Source organism: Priestia sp. P5, from assembly GCF_029522155.1.
Lineage (GTDB): Bacteria > Bacillota > Bacilli > Bacillales > Bacillaceae_H > Priestia > Priestia megaterium_E.
The window spans coordinates 75,066-91,853 of sequence record NZ_JAKWFJ010000002.1; the positions used below are offsets into that span (position 1 = coordinate 75,066).

Genomic DNA, 16,788 nt, shown 5'->3' on the forward strand with positions numbered 1-16,788 from the left:
CAACTGAAGGAGATGAATGTACGATGAATAAAAAACGTGTAGTTGTAACAGGACTTGGTGGGCTTACACCAATTGGAAATGACGTAGAAACAGCTTGGAAAAACGCAGTAGCAGGCGTGTCTGGCGTTGGTCCTTTAACAAGACTAGATGCAGATGAATTCCCGGCTAAAGTAGCGGCTGAAGTAAAAGATTTTAACGTGGAAGATTTTATTGACCGCAAAGAGGCTCGTAAGATGGATCGCTTTACTCAATATGCAATGGTAGCTGCATTGGCGGCTGTTAAAGATGCGGATTTGACTATTACAGAAGAAATTGCTCCAAACGTCGGCGTTTGGATTGGTTCTGGAATTGGCGGTATGGAAACGTTTGAAAACCAATATTCAACGTTATTAGAAAAAGGTGCCCGCCGTGTAAGTCCATTCTTTATTCCGATGATGATTCCTGATATGGCAACAGGACAAGTTTCTATTGCTTTAGGGGCGAAGGGTGTGAACTCTTGTACGGTAACGGCATGTGCGACAGGTACAAACTCTATTGGTGATGCGTTTAAAGTCATTCAACGCGGAGATGCAGACGTGATGGTGACGGGCGGTACGGAAGCGCCAATCACGCGTTTATCTATTGCTGGTTTCTGTGCGAATAAAGCACTTTCTACAAATCCAGATCCTGCAACAGCATCTCGTCCGTTTGATAAAGACCGCGACGGCTTCGTTATGGGAGAAGGTGCGGGGGTTATTGTGCTTGAAGAGCTTGAACATGCACTAGCGCGCGGCGCACGTATTTATGCTGAAATTGTGGGCTATGGTTCAACTGGAGATGCTCACCATATCACAGCGCCAGCTCCAGGAGGAGAAGGCGGCGTTCGTGCAATGCGTCATGCGATTGAAGATGCAGGCCTACAGCCAAGTGATATTGATTACATCAATGCTCACGGTACAAGTACAGGATACAATGATAAATTTGAAACAATGGCTATTAAAGAAGTATTTGGTGACCACGCTCAAAAAGTAGCAATTAGTTCAACAAAGTCAATGACTGGCCACTTGTTAGGAGCTGCTGGCGGAGTAGAAGCTATTTTTAGTGTGAAAGCAATTCAAGACGGTATTCTTCCTCCAACAATTAACTATCAAACACCTGATGAAGAGTGCGATTTAGACTACATTCCAAACAAAGCGCGTAAGCAAGAAGTAAAAGCGGTGCTAAGCAACTCACTTGGATTTGGCGGTCACAACGCAACAATCATCTTTAAAAAATACGAAGCATAATGAAAAATTCTAGGCTGATGCCTAGAATTTTTTTTATTTTTAATAACCAAAAGAGTAGCTGTGAACATATCATGAAACAAAAGGATGAAGAAAGTGAGGGGAAAACATGCCGATTGTTTCAACTTCTACTTGGACGGAGCCGAAAGAAATAAGCCGTTATCTTGCGCGTTATTTTAAGAAATTAAAAGAAAAAGAATACATGGAATTACTTTTTAACTACGGAATGTGTCCGCCTTCTTTAATGTTTATAAAAGAATTAGAAGAAATGAAGAAAAGACAGGTTTGGAAGAAAGTTAAAGCTCATTATGAGAAGCTCAAAAAAGCATGGAATGGGCCCGATGTAGCGGTGCTAGTGCTTCCAAGCAATCCTAGAAATCGAAAAATGCAGCGTGAATTTAACGGAAGAGCAGGTGTCGCTTTTACCGATAAATTATTTGTGTTTATGACAAGTCATACATCCGATGAAGAAATGTTAGCGGTACTTACCCATGAATACCATCACGTTTGCAGGCTAAAAGCCATTAATAAATCTGATGAAACGATTACTTTGTTAGACGCTATGATGATGGAAGGGTTAGCTGAAAGAGCTGTAGAGGAGTATTGTGGTAAAAAGTATTTAGCTCCTTGGACAAATTATTATACCATTGAAGAAGCTAAAAAAATGTGGGAAAAGCACGTTAAACCTTATTACAATCTGCGCGCTGACGAAAAAAAATATGATCAACTGTTATTCGGCCAAAATTGGTATCCAGAAATGATGGGCTACAATATTGGTTATCATCTTGTTACTTCATGTATGAAGCCTCACACTTTAACTACTACTCAGCTGCTTCCTCTTAGCACCAATACTATCTTAAAAAAATCTGCGTTCCAACTGTAAAAAAACAAGTTCTATATACCTAAAATTAAAAATAGTAAATTTTATCCTATTTTCAACAAGAAATTAGGAGGTTTATGCGTTAAAGTGCCGAAGAGATATTCAGAAATCATTATTTTAAAAATAAAAAATATAATTAATTTTCAAAATATATTGATTTTGTAATGAAATTGTAATAATATCTTATTCAAATATAACAATTTTTAGAAAAATGAGGTGTGCACTATAAATGGATAAAAAGCCCGTCGAATCAACACCTTTACTAGAAGTGAGAAATTTACAAACTGCTTTTTCCATTAATGATTCCTGGCATAATGCTGTGGACGACGTGTCGTTTCAAGTCGGACGAAAGCGAATTATAGGAGTTGTAGGAGAATCTGGCTGTGGAAAAAGCGTATTGTCTTTATCCGTTATTGGGCTATTACCTAAAGTAAATAGTCAAATTAGAAGCGGAAGCGTTTTATTTAACGGAAAGAATCTTACGCATTTATCAGAAGATGAGATGAATGATGTTCGAGGGAAAGACATCTCAATGATTTTCCAAGAACCGATGACATCCCTTAATCCTGTGTTAACTATTGGGTATCAGCTGCAGGAAGTATTGTTTAACCATATGAATATATCGAAAGCGGAAGCGCGTGAAAAAAGCATTGCGCTTTTAAAAAGCGTTGGTATTTCGAGATCCGAAAAGCTCATCGATGAATATCCGCATCAGCTGTCAGGAGGAATGAGGCAGCGTGTCATGATTGCCATGGCGGTAGCTTGTCAGCCTAAACTTTTAATTGCTGATGAGCCGACAACGGCCCTAGATGTTACAGTTCAAGCTCAAATTTTAGAATTGCTAAAAGAAATTCAAGAAAGCAATGATATGTCTATTATTATGATTACACATGATTTGGGAGTAGTTGCTGAGATGTGTGACGAAGTGATTGTCATGTATGGCGGAAAAATTGTTGAGCATACAGATGTTGATACGTTATTTTATGCCCCGAAACATCCGTACACGAAAGCGCTTCTTCACTCAATTCCACGCATGGAAGATGATGTAGAAGTATTAAATACGATCAAAGGAATTGTGCCTTCTCTTGTAAACATGCCGCGGACAGGCTGTCGTTTCGTTAACCGATGTCCTCATGCAATGGAAGACTGCAGTTCTGTTACGCCTGTTCTTCGCCAGGATTCACAGGGGCATGATGTCGCATGTCTGCTATATAGAAATAGCTATCCGTCAAAAGGAGTGAAGACAAGCTAATGACTAAAGCGGTGAAAGATGTATTGCTAGAAGTTCAGCATTTAAAAACCTACTATCCTATTCACGGCGGATTTTTTCGAAAGAAAATTGGTGATGTAAAAGCAGTTGACGGTATTTCTTTTGCTATTCGAAAAGGAGAAACGCTCGGTCTAGTAGGAGAATCTGGCTGTGGAAAATCCACGGCAGGAAGAACGATTCTAAGACTGTTGGAACCAACTAGCGGAAAAATTATTTTCGATGGTAAAGATATCACAGAAGCAAAAGGAACTTCTCTCCGTAAAATTAGACAAGATTTTCAAATGGTTTTTCAAGATCCCTATGCTTCCCTCAATCCAATGCAAATGGTTGGAGATGTTATTTCTGAACCAATTCGGAATTTTACAGGAAAATCAACCAATCAATTAAAATCAGAAGTTATGAATCTACTTACAAAAGTAGGGTTACCGGAAGATGCATACTATAAATATCCTCACGAATTTTCCGGTGGACAGCGTCAGCGGATTGGAATTGCACGTGCACTTGCACTTCGTCCAAAACTTATTATTGCTGATGAACCGGTATCGGCACTCGACGTTTCTGTCCAATCACAAGTTTTAAACCTTCTAAAAGAACTTCAACAAGAATTCGACCTAACCTTTTTATTTATTGCCCATGATTTGAGTGTTGTTAAACATATGAGTGACCGTATCGGTGTTATGTACCTAGGCGGTTTAGTAGAAATTGCTGATAAGAAAAGTCTGTACGCAGAGCCGTTGCACCCTTATACGCAAGCGCTTGTATCGGCTATACCTGAACCAGATCCACGAAAGAAAAAGCAGCGTATTATTTTACAGGGAGATGTGCCAAGTCCAATTGATCCGCCAAAAGGCTGTGCGTTTCATCCTCGCTGTATACATGCAATGGCAGAGTGCAGCCAAACGAAACCTGCCTTAAAGGAGGTGAGACCTGGCCATCAAGTAGCTTGCCATTTATATAACTCGTAAAAGCTACATACGAACAGATTATTAGTTAAATAGGGGGAACGTCATGATGAAAAAGAAATCGTTTTTATCACTTGTTTCCATTTTGCTTGTGCTATCGCTTTTTCTAGCGGCATGCAGCGGTGGAAGTAGTTCTTCATCTTCTAGTAATAAAGAAGGCGGAGAAACAAAAACTGAAGGTGCAAAAACAGACAAGCCAAAAGATGGCGGAACGATTACGTATGGGATTGATGGAGCGCCGGAAGGAGTATTCGATTTTAGTTTTTATCAAGGTGAATACGACGCTAACGTTCTGCAGTTTATTAATGAAGGTCTTTATGATTACGATAAAGAGATAAAAATCCAGCCCAACTTAGCTACTTGGAAAATTAGTGATGATAAATTAACATATACCTTCAAATTAAAAGAAGGTGTTAAATGGCATAATGGCGATGAGCTAACAGCTGATGACTTTAAGTATACGTATGAAACAATAGCAAATAAAGATTACACAGGACCACGTTATGCTAATGTAGAAATTATTAAAGGTGCTCAAGAATACCACGATGGCAAAGCGGACTCTATTTCTGGAGTAGAAGTTGTTGATCCTCATACGTTTAAAGTAACGTTTAAAGACGTTCGAGTGAATAACCTAGACACGTTATGGGCATATCCAATGCCGAAGAAATATTATGAAGGTATTGCTGTGAAGGATCTTCAAGAATCGAAAAAAGTTCGTCAGGAGCCAATTGGTGTAGGTCCTTTTAAAGTAAAGAAAGTAGTATCAGGAGAGTACGTGGAGTTAGAGCGTAATGATGACTATTGGCAAGGGAAGCCTCACTTGGATAAAGTTGTTGTAAAGGTTATTGATCCATCTGTTGCGGCCGGAGCTTTAAAGAAAAATGAAATCGATGTATTAAGTGTACGCCCAGCAGATCTAGGACAAATCAATAAATTGGACAACATTGAACTTCTCGAAGGAAAAGCATCTATCTATTCTTATATAGGCCTTCGTTTTGGTCATAGAGATAAGGACAAAGGTATCAGTGTAGACGATTATGATAAGTTTAAAGATAAAAAAGTGCGTCAAGCGCTAATGTATGCATTAAATCGACCAGCTATGATTAAAGCGTTCATGAATGATAAAGCAACGGTTTCAAATACGGTTATTCCGTCTGTTTTCTGGTTAGCAGCAGATCCAAAAGACTTAAACCAGTATAAATATAACCCAGAAAAAGCTAAAAAATTATTAGCAGAAGCAGGTTATAAAGATGTGAATGGAGATGGATTTGTTGAAGATCCAAATGGTAAGCCATATAAGATCTCGTTTGGACATTACGCTGGCCCAGCAAACTTTGAGGGGCGTGCAAAAGCCATTATTCAAGCATGGAATGATATTGGTGTGAAAACTGAATTAGCATCGGGTTCATTAATTGAATTTAACTTATACAATGAAATGAAAGAAAACGATGACAAATCGTTAGATGCATTTTTTGGCTCATGGGGAACAGGATATGACCCAGACCCAAGTATTACGTGGGGATCAAATGCAGAGTGGAACCATGGTCGTTGGATTAATAAAGAATCTGATCAGCTGATTAAAGATTCGTTAAGTAAAAAGGCATTTGATGATAAATATCGTAAAGATGTTTCTGTGAAGTGGCAGAAGTTATTTAACGAAGAGCTCCCAGCCCTTCCTTTATGGGAAAATGTTAACATCTATGCAGTTAATAAGCGTCTGAAAAATGTAACGATGGATCCAGACACAATCATCCTAGATTCACATAAGTGGTCAGTGACAGAATAATTAAAAGAAGGAGAATCAACGATGCTACAATACTCATTAAGACGTATTTTAGGAATGATTCCTATGTTGATTCTAATCTCCTTTGTAGTTTTTTCCCTGGCAAAAATGATGCCAGGGGACCCTTTTGGGGGCATGATTGACCCAAGTAAGACAGATCCAAAATATATCGAAGAGATGCGTGATAAGCTTGGATATAATGATCCTATCTATGTACAGTATTGGACTTGGATTAAAGGGGTGCTTCAAGGAGATCTTGGAAAATCAACAACACATAAGTTGCCGACACTTGAAATTATAAAAGAACGTATGCCTAATACTATATTTTTAGCGCTAACTTCATTATTTATTACTTATGTATTTGCTTTTATACTGGGGATGTATGCAGGGAAAAAACCGTATACTTTAGGAGATAATCTAATTGCAGGGTATAACTATTTTGCATTAGCAGTTCCATCGTTCATTGCCGGAATTGTAGGAATTTATTTCTTTTCTTTTCAGCTAGATTGGTTTCCATTTAGCGGTTCAGTAGAAGTTGGATTAGAAAAAGGAACGTGGGCATATATACAAAGTAGAATACATCATGTTATTCTCCCAGCTTTAATATTAGGACTGATGTCAACTGCTCAATATACGCAGTTTTTACGTAATGATATTATTGAAAACAGTCGCAAAGATTTTGTGCGCACAGCCAGAGCAAAAGGGACAAAAGAATCTAAAATTTATAATGTTCATATCTTACGCAATTCGATGATTCCTCTTATCACCTTCTTAGGTTTTGACCTTGTAACAGTAATTGGAGGAGCTATTATTACAGAAACAATTTTTACGTACCCAGGTATTGGAATGTTATTTGTAGAATCTGTGTCTACCCGGGATTATTCTGTAATGATGTCACTAACGATGCTATTTTCAGTACTTACGCTACTTGGGAATTTACTTGCAGATGTGTTATACGGCGTAGCAGATCCGCGTATTCGTTTGGATTAGGAGGAGAAAGTATGGAAATTGTAACGAAAAAAGATGTACAGCCAGAAGTGAATATGAAAGCTCCTAAAAACCTTTCTCCATGGGCGATTGCGCGAAAGAAGTTTGTTAAAAATAAACTAGCCATGATAAGTTTAGCTTTCATGATTGTGATTACGCTTCTTGCCATTTTTGCACCGCTGCTTACAAAAGCAGATATTACACGTATTGACTATATGGCGATGAATGCAGCGCCTTCTAGTGATCATTGGTTTGGAACGGACACTAATGGGCGAGACGTATTTGCACGTACATTGTATGGAGGAAGAACTTCGTTACTGATTGGAGTTGCTTGTACAACACTGGTTATTTTAATCGGAACTCTTATTGGTTCGATTGCGGGTTATTACGGAGGCAAAGTGGACCAATTCTTAATGCGTTTTACAGACTTTGTCTTAAACTTTCCGCTCATTGTTTTTGTTGTAGTGTTAAATACAATCCTAATTGGAAAGATCTCAGGCGTTTGGACCCTCATCCTAGTTGTTAGTTTCCTAAGCTGGGGAAGTACAGCCCGGCTGGTTCGAAGCAAAGTCTTGGCTGAAAAAGAAAATGAATATGTGCTTTCAGCTGTTTCCATTGGGTGCAGCCCGTTTAAAATCATCTTTAAACATTTGCTGCCAAATGTGTTTTCAACGATTGTGGTTCAAGCCAGTTTGCAGATGGCTATCCTTATTGTGTTTGAGTCAGCGATTAGCTTTATCGGTTTTGGCGTGCCGGCTGATACGCCAAGCTGGGGGAATATGCTGACAGAAGCAAGGGAATCAGATGTACTGCAGAATAAGCCATGGATGTGGGTTCCGCCAGGTTTAGCTATTACATTTACAATCCTAGCTATCAACTTCATTGGTGAAGGATTAAAAGATGCTTTGAATCCAAAATCTCTTCGTTAAAAATCTATCACAAAAGTGTGATAGATTTTTTTAGGTTTGTCAGACCTCCTGACAAACCTATTACTATAGAAGAAACTCGGATTTTTTTCTGCTTATAGGGGTAGATATAGCTCATGAAGCCTTTAGCAATCATTAGCACTGGCGTTATATCTGAGCTTCGAAATAAGTGCATTTGAATAATAGCCAAAAACGAAGGTATTTTACAATTAATTTTTAGAAAAATAACATCATTTGGAATAAAAATTCCTTTCTCTGCCTATACTGATGGATAACAAACAGATAGTAAGTGAGGGGTAAATTATGCTATATCTTCATGATGTATGGGTTAATTGGTTTGAAGGCGAAGAAAACGGTTATAATGTGTGTCATTTCCATGAGTGGAGAAAAGACGATTGTGTAGAACTGCTCGATCAAGCACCGTTATTAAAAGTAAATCCGCTTTTATTTCATTACATTGAAAATGATCTTTCCGAGCTACCTCAACAACTACTACAAGATGTCTATCAGAAAGCATACATTCGGAAAAATCATGAACGCACGCAGGTTGAATATTGTTTTATCGTTACAGATGGAACGAATATTTTAGCAATTGATACGATGGGATATCATATTCCGATTCGAAAAAGCCGCTTAATTCCAAGACAGGAACAGTTAGTCTATGAGATGATTGCGGATCAAGAAGAGCTAGAATATAAGTTCAGTGAAGACGAGCTAAATAAAAAAGAGCATCATATTCTTTCACCGTCTCCTGAAACGATGAGAGGACTAACACGTAAAGAACGTCAGCTAAAACAGCTGTTATTTATGGCACTTGATCAGCTACATACCACAAAAAATACAGCTCAAATCCGCTACTGGTACACGGAGTGGAATCCAACGAAGTACGAAGACATTCAAGAGATGTCGTTTCAAGACGTATGGAGCCAGCTATACGATGAAACGAAGTCAGGGTGGTCACCGAAGCATAAATTATTATGCGAGCGCTTAGTAAAAGGACAACCTTTCTTTGAAAAACTTTGGGAAATTGAACAAGAACCAAAAGTTAATTAAAAAAAACGACTGCATAGCAGTCGTTTTTTTTAACGTTTACGGCCAATTCCCATTGCGTTTCGCATTTTGCGAAGCATTTTATTAGCCGTTGCATTTGCTTTATCGGCACCTTGATCTAAAATATCATCTAGCTCGCTAGAATCAACTAATTCATAATATCTTTCTTGAATTGGAGCGAGTGCTTCCGCTACTACTTTAGCTGTGTCAGCTTTAAAGTCCCCATAACCTTTGCCTTCGTACATTGCTTCAATGTCTTCGATCGATTTATTAGCTAGGATTGAATAAATACTTAGTAAGTTTGAAATACCTGGCTTATTTTCTTTATCGTAGCGAACAATACCTTCTGAATCCGTTACGGCACTTTTAATTTTCTTTTCAATTGTTTTAGCGTCATCCAAGAGAGTAATGAAAGCTTTTTGGTTTGGATCGGACTTGCTCATTTTTTTCGTAGGATCTTGAAGAGACATGACGCGTGCGCCCACTTTTGGAATACGTACTTCAGGAATAGTGAAGATATCATTGTATTTTTTGTTGAAGCGCTCAGCTAAGTCACGCGTTAATTCTAAATGCTGTTTTTGATCTTCACCAACTGGAACCAAATCGGTGTTGTATAAAAGAATATCAGCTGCCATTAATGGAGGATAAGTTAGTAATCCTGCTGATACTGCTTCTTTTCCAGCGGACTTATCTTTAAACTGAGTCATGCGTTCAAGTTCACCGATATACGCTACGCACTGTAACATCCATCCCGCTTCTGTGTGGGCAGGCACTTCCGATTGAATAAATAAAGTCGATTTTGCTGGATCAATTCCTACCGCTACATACAGAGCAGCAAGGCTGCGAATATTTTTACGAAGTGCTAAACGATCTTGAGGCGTTGTAATCGCATGCTGATCTACAATACAAAAATGACAGTTATAGTCATTTTGAAGTTCAACAAATTGCTTCATCGCTCCAATGTAGTTACCTAAAGTGATTGTACCGCTTGGTTGAATACCTGAAAAAATTGTTTTCATCAAATCTTCCTTTCATCTGCACATATATGATGCTAATTTACGGATACAACATAAAAAGGCCCACCCGCTCCTAGCATAAGCTAGGGGCGAATGGACCGCGTTGCCACCCTAATTAGCACACATAATTGTGAACTATCTTTATTCATGTAACGTTGAGGTCAACGTTCAAGCTTTGCACTTGAAAGCTCCAAAGTCCATTCTGCAGGTTTCAATGTTTGTTCCCACCAACCACAAACTCTCTAAAAATGAAAATTCTGCATACTACTCTTTTTCACAGCTTTAATTATATAGTTATTCGTTATTATAACGCGAAAAAGCAGGAATTTAAACATCTTATCGCTAAAAAGTTTTATAAGACAATTTACTGGAATTTTTCTGCGGCAAAAAAAGACAAGAACCTTTTAATTAAAGCATTTCTTGATGAAAATTTGGTGGAGGATTTGGTAAAAATCTTTTATTTAGTATTTCTAATAACTTTGTAATACTATTGTAATACCTATACTACAAAAAAGATTTTAGACGTCAGACAAGTAGGCACAATCCTTATAAGATAAGGTTTTTTCCCTTATGACAAAAAAATACCATTAAATAATAGTATTGCAATAAATTTTTAAAATATTTATAATAGGCGTAACAAACATATTTTTTTACAAAGGTATTACAATTTCTTAATTTTTCAGAAAACACAAAATAGACAATGTTTTGTTTCAATTAGCGAATTTTGTAATGAATCAGTCTTCTACATATTAAGCGCATACATTGGATTTACAGCATGTAAACAATTGATGACAGTTTCATAGGGTAGAAGAATAATTTTGCAGTGAGGTCTTTAACGCTCTACTATGTGAAAAAATAACTGATTATTTTGTATTGAAAGAGGATTAAGAAATTAGTACATATCAAAAAAATATGGTTGCCACACAAACAAAATTTAATAGGGGGTAACACGCAATGAAGAAAAGGTTGTCGATTCTTTTCAGTTTGCTGCTTGTAATGAGCTTGTTTTTAGCTGCATGTGGATTTAACAAAGAATCTGGTAGCAGTGAAAATGCTAGCAGTGATGGTGGCGACAAGAAAAAAGAGCAAGAGCTTCGCGTAAACATTAAAACTGAGCCTTTTTCACTAAACCCAGGCTTAGCTAATGATTCAACGTCATCAAACGTATTATTACAAACATTTGAAGGTTTAACTCGTATCGGTAAAGATGGAAAGCCTGAAAATGCAATGGCGAAAGATGTGAAGATCAGCGATGATCAAACTAAATATACGTTTACGATTCGCGACGATGCAAAATGGTCAAATGGTGACCCTGTAACAGCAAAAGATTTCGAATATGCATGGAAATGGGCGTTAGATCCTAAAAACGAATCTCAATATGCATATCAATTATACTATGTTAAAAATGCACAAGCTGCTAATGAAGGAAAAGGTTCATTAGATGATGTTGCGGTTAAAGCAACAGATGATAAAACGCTTGAAGTAACATTAGAAAACCCAACGCCATATTTCTTAGAATTAACAGCTTTCTATACGTACTTCCCAGTGAATACGAAAATTGCTGAATCAAATGAAAAATGGTACACAAATGCAGGCGAAAACTATACGTCAAACGGTCCTTTCAAGCTTAAAGCTTGGAAACATAATGACAAAATCGAGTTAGTTCCTAATGAAAACTATTGGGATAAAGATGCTGTAAAACTTAAAAAAGTTGAAATGTACATGATCAATGATAACAACACTGAACTTTCAATGTTCAAAAACGGTGAATTAGACTGGGCGGGTATGCCTACTGGTCAATTACCAGCTGATGCACTTCCTGAATTAAAGAAAGACGGTTCATTAAACATTCAAGAGATTGCAGGTACTTACTGGTACAAGTTTAATACAGAACAAAAACCTTTAGACAACGTGAACATTCGTAAAGCATTAGCTTATGCAATTGATCGTAAAGGTATTACAGAACAAATTACAAAAGACGGTTCAGTTCCAGCGATGGCGGCTGTACCACCAACAATGTTTGAAGATAACAAAAAAGGCTACTTCAAAGACAATGATGTGAAAAAAGCAAAAGAATATTTAGAAAAAGGCTTGAAAGAAATGGGCCTTAAAGATGCTTCAGAACTACCAGCAATTAAGGTTTCATACAACACGGATGAAAAACATGCAAAAATTGCACAAGCTGTTCAAGATATGTGGAAGAAAAACCTTGGTATTAAAGTACAGTTAGACAACTCTGAGTGGGCTGTTTACATTGAAAAATTACACCAAGGAGATTATCAAGTTGGACGTATGGGCTGGTTAGGAGATTTTAACGATCCAATCAACTTCTTAGAATTATTCCGTGATAAAAAAGGCGGAAACAATGATACAAACTGGGAAAACCCAGAATATAAAAAGTTATTAATTGACTCTCAAAAAGAAACAGATCCTAAAAAACGTCTGGAAATGTTGAAAAAAGCAGAAGGTATCTTCATGGATGAAATGCCAGTGGCACCAATCTACTTCTACACAAACGCTTGGGTACAAGACAAGCAGCTGAAAGATGTTGTGATGTCTGGACTTGGAGACATTCAGATTAAGTGGGCTCATTTTGAGTAAGTAACATCAATTGTGACAAAGGGTATATGGGGCCTGGTGCTCCATATACTTTTCTTTCTTGTGCGCGAATTTTGTAAAAATATGGAGGTGTGTCAGGGTGTTCAAATATATAGGAAAACGACTTATTTATATGTTTCTATCATTATGGCTGATCGTAACAGCGACCTTTTTCTTAATGCGTGCTGTTCCAGGAGGTCCATTCACATCAGAAAAGCAGCTTCCCCCTGAAATTCAAAAAAATCTAAATCAGTATTACGGTTTAGACCAGCCTTGGTACCATCAGTACTTTGATTATTTAACATCAATTTTAAAGTGGGATTTTGGTCCATCTTTCAAATATAAAGGCCAAACGGTAAATGATTTGATTAACGGCGGGTTCCCTGTTTCATTCATGCTAGGGATGGAAGCTATTTTAATAGCAATTGCTATTGGTGTAGTACTCGGTGTTATTGCTGCTTTAAAACATAATAAGTGGCAAGATTACACGGCGATGGTTATTGCAGTTCTAGGAATCTCAGTTCCGAGTTTTATCATGGCAGCGGTATTACAATACGTTCTGGCTATGAAACTACAAATTTTTCCGGTTGCACGCTGGGAATCTTGGGCACACACGGTGTTACCAGCTCTCGCGCTTGCTTCAACCCCTATGGCATTTATCGCACGATTGACTCGTTCGAGTATGCTTGAAGTATTAAGCAATGATTATATTCGTACAGCGAAAGCAAAAGGTTTAAGCAGAGGCGTTATTACAGTTAAGCACGCCATGCGAAATGCGATGCTTCCAGTCGTATCCTATATGGGACCTTTAGTAGCAGGGATTTTAACGGGTAGCTTTGTTATTGAAAAAATATTTGGTATCCCGGGATTAGGTTCACACTTTGTACTCAGTATCTCAAACCGAGATTACACAACGATTATGGGCGTAACGGTGTTCTACAGTATTTTACTACTTTTTTGTATCTTGCTTGTAGATATTGCATACGGCTTCATTGACCCTCGAATTAAACTTACAGGTGCTAAGAAAGGAGAGTAACTATGCAGCAACTTCCGAAAATTCCTAAAGAAATGTTTGAAACAGCAGGGATTGACCGCGCTCAGGCAGAAAAGATTGAAAAACCGAGTCTTTCATTCTGGCAAGATGTTTTTATTCGTTTTCGCAAAAACAAGCTTGCTATGTTTGGTGTAGTACTAATGGTTCTCCTTGTTTTTATGGCTATATTTGGTCCATTGATGGTGAAATATGATTATGCAACCAATGATTTACTGAATGCTAATCAGGCTCCATCTTCTGAGCACTGGTTCGGCACAGATGAATTAGGGCGCGATGTGTTTGCTCGTACGTGGGAAGGCGCTCGTATTTCATTATTTATCGGGTTAGCAGCAGCTTTAATTGATTTATTCATCGGCGTAGTTTGGGGAAGCATCTCTGGATACCGCGGTGGACGTACAGATGAAACAATGATGCGTGTTGCGGATATCTTATACGGTGTTCCTTACCTTTTACTGGTTATTATTTTAATGGTTATGCTTGGCCAGGGATTGGGTACAATGATTTTGGCAATGACCATTACCGGCTGGATTAACATGGCACGTATTGTGCGTGGACAAGTTTTACAATTGAAAAACCAAGAATACGTAATGGCTTCACAAACATTAGGAGCAACAACAAAACGTATTTTATTTAAACATCTTATTCCTAATGCAACAGGTCCAATTTTAGTAACAATGACCCTAACGATTCCTTCAGCAATCTTTACAGAAGCATTTTTAAGCTACTTGGGACTAGGTGTTCCAGCGCCGCTTGCAAGCTGGGGAACAATGGCTTCAGAGGGCTTACCTGCTTTGGAATACTATCCTTGGCGCTTATTTTTCCCAGGTTTGTTTATCTGTTTAACAATCTTAGCGTTCAACGTAATTGGTGATGGATTACGAGATGCGTTAGATCCAAAACTACGTAAGTAAGGAAGTGAACTCATATGTCACGTTTATTAGAAGTAAAGAATTTAGCTGTATCCTTTAAAACATATGGCGGAGAAGTTCAAGCTGTTCGCGGCGTTAACTTCCACTTAAATAAAGGTGAAACACTAGCAATTGTTGGTGAATCAGGATCTGGTAAAAGTGTAACTTCACAAACGATCATGCGCCTTATTCCGATGCCTCCTGGCCAAATTAAAAGTGGTGAAATGCTGTTTGACGGCATTGATTTAGCAAAGAAAACGGATAAAGAAATGGAAGCTATTCGCGGTAAAGATATCGGTATGATCTTCCAAGATCCAATGACTTCTTTAAATCCAACGATGAAAGTTGGAGCTCAAATTGGTGAAGTCGTAATCAAGCATTCTAAAGTATCTAAAGCGGAAGCGAAAAAGCGTGCAGTCGAGTTATTAACGCTTGTAGGCATTCCGTTTCCAGAACAGCGTGTGAATCAATATCCGCATGAATTCAGCGGCGGGATGAGACAGCGTGTTGTCATTGCAATGGCTCTTGCTTCTAATCCGAAGCTCTTGATCGCTGATGAACCAACAACGGCGCTGGATGTAACAATTCAAGCTCAAATTTTAGAGTTGATGAAAGACATTCAGAAAAAAACGGATACATCTATTATCTTTATTACCCATGATCTTGGTGTAGTAGCGAACGTAGCCGATCGAGTAGCCGTTATGTACGCTGGTCAAATTGTCGAAATGGGCACAGTGGATGAAGTGTTTTACGATCCAAAACATCCATATACGTGGGGACTGCTAGCCTCTATGCCAAGCTTAGATAACGAGGCAGAAGAAGAGCTGGCTGCTATTCCTGGAACACCGCCTGACTTAACGAACCCTCCAAAGGGAGATGCATTTGCAGCGCGAAATCCATACGCAATGAAAATTGATTTTGAGCAAGAACCTCCAATGTTCAAAATATCTGATACGCACTATGCGAAAACATGGCTGTTACATCCAGATGCACCAAAAGTAGAGCCGCCTGCTTCAGTTCAGCGCCGCATGCGTAAAGTTGATAATGTATACAGCACACCTGTACTCGTAGCGAAGGATGGTGAATAATATGACAGATAAATTATTAGAGATTAAAGGGTTAAAGCAACATTTTTTCACAAGCAAAGGGACAATTAAAGCAGTTGATGGTCTGACGTTTGACATCTTCCGCGGAGAGACATTAGGGCTTGTAGGTGAATCTGGTTGCGGAAAGTCAACAACAGGCAGAACGATTATTCGTTTATACAATGCTACTAGCGGTGAGGTGCTGTTCAATGGTGAAAATGTACATGGTCGTAAATCTCGCTCAGAGCTTAAAAAATTCAATCGTAAAATGCAAATGATTTTCCAAGATCCATATGCGTCGCTTAACCCTCGTATGACCGTAGCAGATATCATTGCAGAAGGCATTGATATTCACGGCTTAGCCAAGACCAAAAAGGAGCGTATGGCAAAGGTTCACGAGCTTCTTGAAACAGTGGGGCTTAACAAAGAACATGCCAATCGCTATCCACATGAGTTTAGTGGCGGCCAGCGTCAGCGTATTGGTATCGCAAGAGCACTGGCAGTAGAACCTGATTTTATCATCGCAGATGAACCAATCTCAGCTTTGGACGTATCTATACAAGCTCAAGTTGTTAACTTAATGAAGAAGTTACAGCGTGAACGTGGACTAACATATTTATTTATCGCCCATGATTTGTCAATGGTAAAATACATCAGTGACCGCATCGGCGTTATGTACAGAGGTAAGATTGTAGAGCTTGCATCAAGTGATGAACTTTATCGAAACCCTGTTCATCCATATACAAAAGCGTTGCTTTCAGCTATTCCGCTTCCCGATCCTGACAGTGAAAAAACACGTCAGCGCAAAATTTATGATCCAAGTATCCATGACTATAACGGTGAAGAACCGGAGCTTAGAGAAGTATCTCCAGGTCACTACGTGTCTTGTTCTCAAGCAGAGTTTGCCGCATATACAACATAACAAAAACGATCTCACAACGAGGTCGTTTTTTATTTAATTATCAAAGAACACTAAGCTTCAAGTTGCAAAAAATATGTAAGAACAA

Annotated in this window: 14 protein-coding genes and 1 other annotated feature; of the genes, 13 read left to right on the forward strand and 1 reads right to left on the reverse strand. The window is 38.4% G+C overall.

The features are described 5' to 3' along the window. Nucleotides 1-23 precede the first annotated feature (23 nt). The 8 genes from fabF (at nucleotide 24) to MMB69_RS17330 (ending at nucleotide 9,123) form a co-directional block, all read left to right on the forward strand. On the forward strand, nucleotides 24-1,265 hold the full coding sequence (gene fabF, locus MMB69_RS17295) for a beta-ketoacyl-ACP synthase II (protein WP_013055405.1): 1,242 nt from the start codon (nucleotides 24-26) through the stop codon (nucleotides 1,263-1,265). A gap of 106 nt (nucleotides 1,266-1,371) precedes the next feature. Further along, complete coding sequence (locus tag MMB69_RS17300) at nucleotides 1,372-2,145, forward strand: DUF2268 domain-containing putative Zn-dependent protease (RefSeq protein ID WP_016763040.1); 774 nt, start codon at nucleotides 1,372-1,374, stop codon at nucleotides 2,143-2,145. A 226-nt stretch (nucleotides 2,146-2,371) separates the two neighbouring features. Continuing rightward, nucleotides 2,372-3,394: an ABC transporter ATP-binding protein gene (locus MMB69_RS17305; RefSeq protein WP_277448092.1), complete on the forward strand. Its 1,023-nt coding sequence runs from the start codon at nucleotides 2,372-2,374 to the stop codon at nucleotides 3,392-3,394. Beyond that, nucleotides 3,394-4,377: an ABC transporter ATP-binding protein gene (locus MMB69_RS17310; RefSeq protein WP_016763042.1), complete on the forward strand. Its 984-nt coding sequence runs from the start codon at nucleotides 3,394-3,396 to the stop codon at nucleotides 4,375-4,377. The genes MMB69_RS17305 and MMB69_RS17310 overlap by 1 nt, the downstream gene beginning before the upstream one ends. 43 nt (nucleotides 4,378-4,420) lie before the next feature. Further along, the gene (opp4A, locus tag MMB69_RS17315) at nucleotides 4,421-6,160 is read left to right on the forward strand and encodes an oligopeptide ABC transporter substrate-binding protein (RefSeq protein WP_221785525.1); all 1,740 of its coding nucleotides are present in this window, start codon (nucleotides 4,421-4,423) and stop codon (nucleotides 6,158-6,160) included. A gap of 21 nt (nucleotides 6,161-6,181) precedes the next feature. Further along, nucleotides 6,182-7,147, forward strand: a complete 966-nt coding sequence (gene opp4B / locus MMB69_RS17320; RefSeq protein WP_016763044.1) for an oligopeptide ABC transporter permease — start codon at nucleotides 6,182-6,184, stop codon at nucleotides 7,145-7,147. 11 nt (nucleotides 7,148-7,158) lie between these two features. After that, nucleotides 7,159-8,073 (forward strand): oligopeptide ABC transporter permease, encoded by a 915-nt coding sequence (gene opp4C / locus MMB69_RS17325; RefSeq protein WP_221785524.1) that lies wholly within the window; start codon nucleotides 7,159-7,161, stop codon nucleotides 8,071-8,073. 300 nt (nucleotides 8,074-8,373) lie between these two features. Next, the gene (locus MMB69_RS17330; protein WP_050689374.1) at nucleotides 8,374-9,123 is read left to right on the forward strand and encodes a YjbA family protein; all 750 of its coding nucleotides are present in this window, start codon (nucleotides 8,374-8,376) and stop codon (nucleotides 9,121-9,123) included. Nucleotides 9,124-9,152: 29 nt separating this feature from the next. On the opposite strand, the gene trpS is transcribed toward MMB69_RS17330, so the two are convergent. Further along, nucleotides 9,153-10,139, reverse strand: a complete 987-nt coding sequence (trpS, locus tag MMB69_RS17335; RefSeq protein ID WP_042992329.1) for a tryptophan--tRNA ligase — start codon at nucleotides 10,137-10,139, stop codon at nucleotides 9,153-9,155. 79 nt (nucleotides 10,140-10,218) lie between these two features. Beyond that, nucleotides 10,219-10,423 (reverse strand) — a binding site (T-box leader). A gap of 667 nt (nucleotides 10,424-11,090) precedes the next feature. On the opposite strand from trpS, the gene MMB69_RS17340 reads away from it, so the two are divergent. The 5 genes from MMB69_RS17340 to MMB69_RS17360 all read left to right on the forward strand — a co-directional run bounded on the left by MMB69_RS17340 (nucleotide 11,091) and on the right by MMB69_RS17360 (nucleotide 16,703). Next, the gene (locus tag MMB69_RS17340) at nucleotides 11,091-12,737 is read left to right on the forward strand and encodes a peptide ABC transporter substrate-binding protein (RefSeq protein ID WP_153253095.1); all 1,647 of its coding nucleotides are present in this window, start codon (nucleotides 11,091-11,093) and stop codon (nucleotides 12,735-12,737) included. Nucleotides 12,738-12,834: 97 nt separating this feature from the next. Continuing rightward, a complete protein-coding gene (locus tag MMB69_RS17345) occupies nucleotides 12,835-13,770 on the forward strand; it encodes an ABC transporter permease (RefSeq protein WP_013055415.1) in 936 nt (311 codons plus the stop codon). Nucleotides 13,771-13,772: 2 nt separating this feature from the next. Then, nucleotides 13,773-14,699, forward strand: coding sequence for an ABC transporter permease (locus tag MMB69_RS17350; RefSeq protein ID WP_013055416.1), 927 nt, complete (start codon nucleotides 13,773-13,775; stop codon nucleotides 14,697-14,699). Nucleotides 14,700-14,713: 14 nt separating this feature from the next. Beyond that, the gene (locus MMB69_RS17355) at nucleotides 14,714-15,784 is read left to right on the forward strand and encodes an ABC transporter ATP-binding protein (protein WP_014461584.1); all 1,071 of its coding nucleotides are present in this window, start codon (nucleotides 14,714-14,716) and stop codon (nucleotides 15,782-15,784) included. Between the two features lies 1 nt (nucleotide 15,785). Further along, a complete protein-coding gene (locus MMB69_RS17360) occupies nucleotides 15,786-16,703 on the forward strand; it encodes an ABC transporter ATP-binding protein (RefSeq protein ID WP_277448096.1) in 918 nt (305 codons plus the stop codon). Nucleotides 16,704-16,788 lie beyond the last annotated feature (85 nt).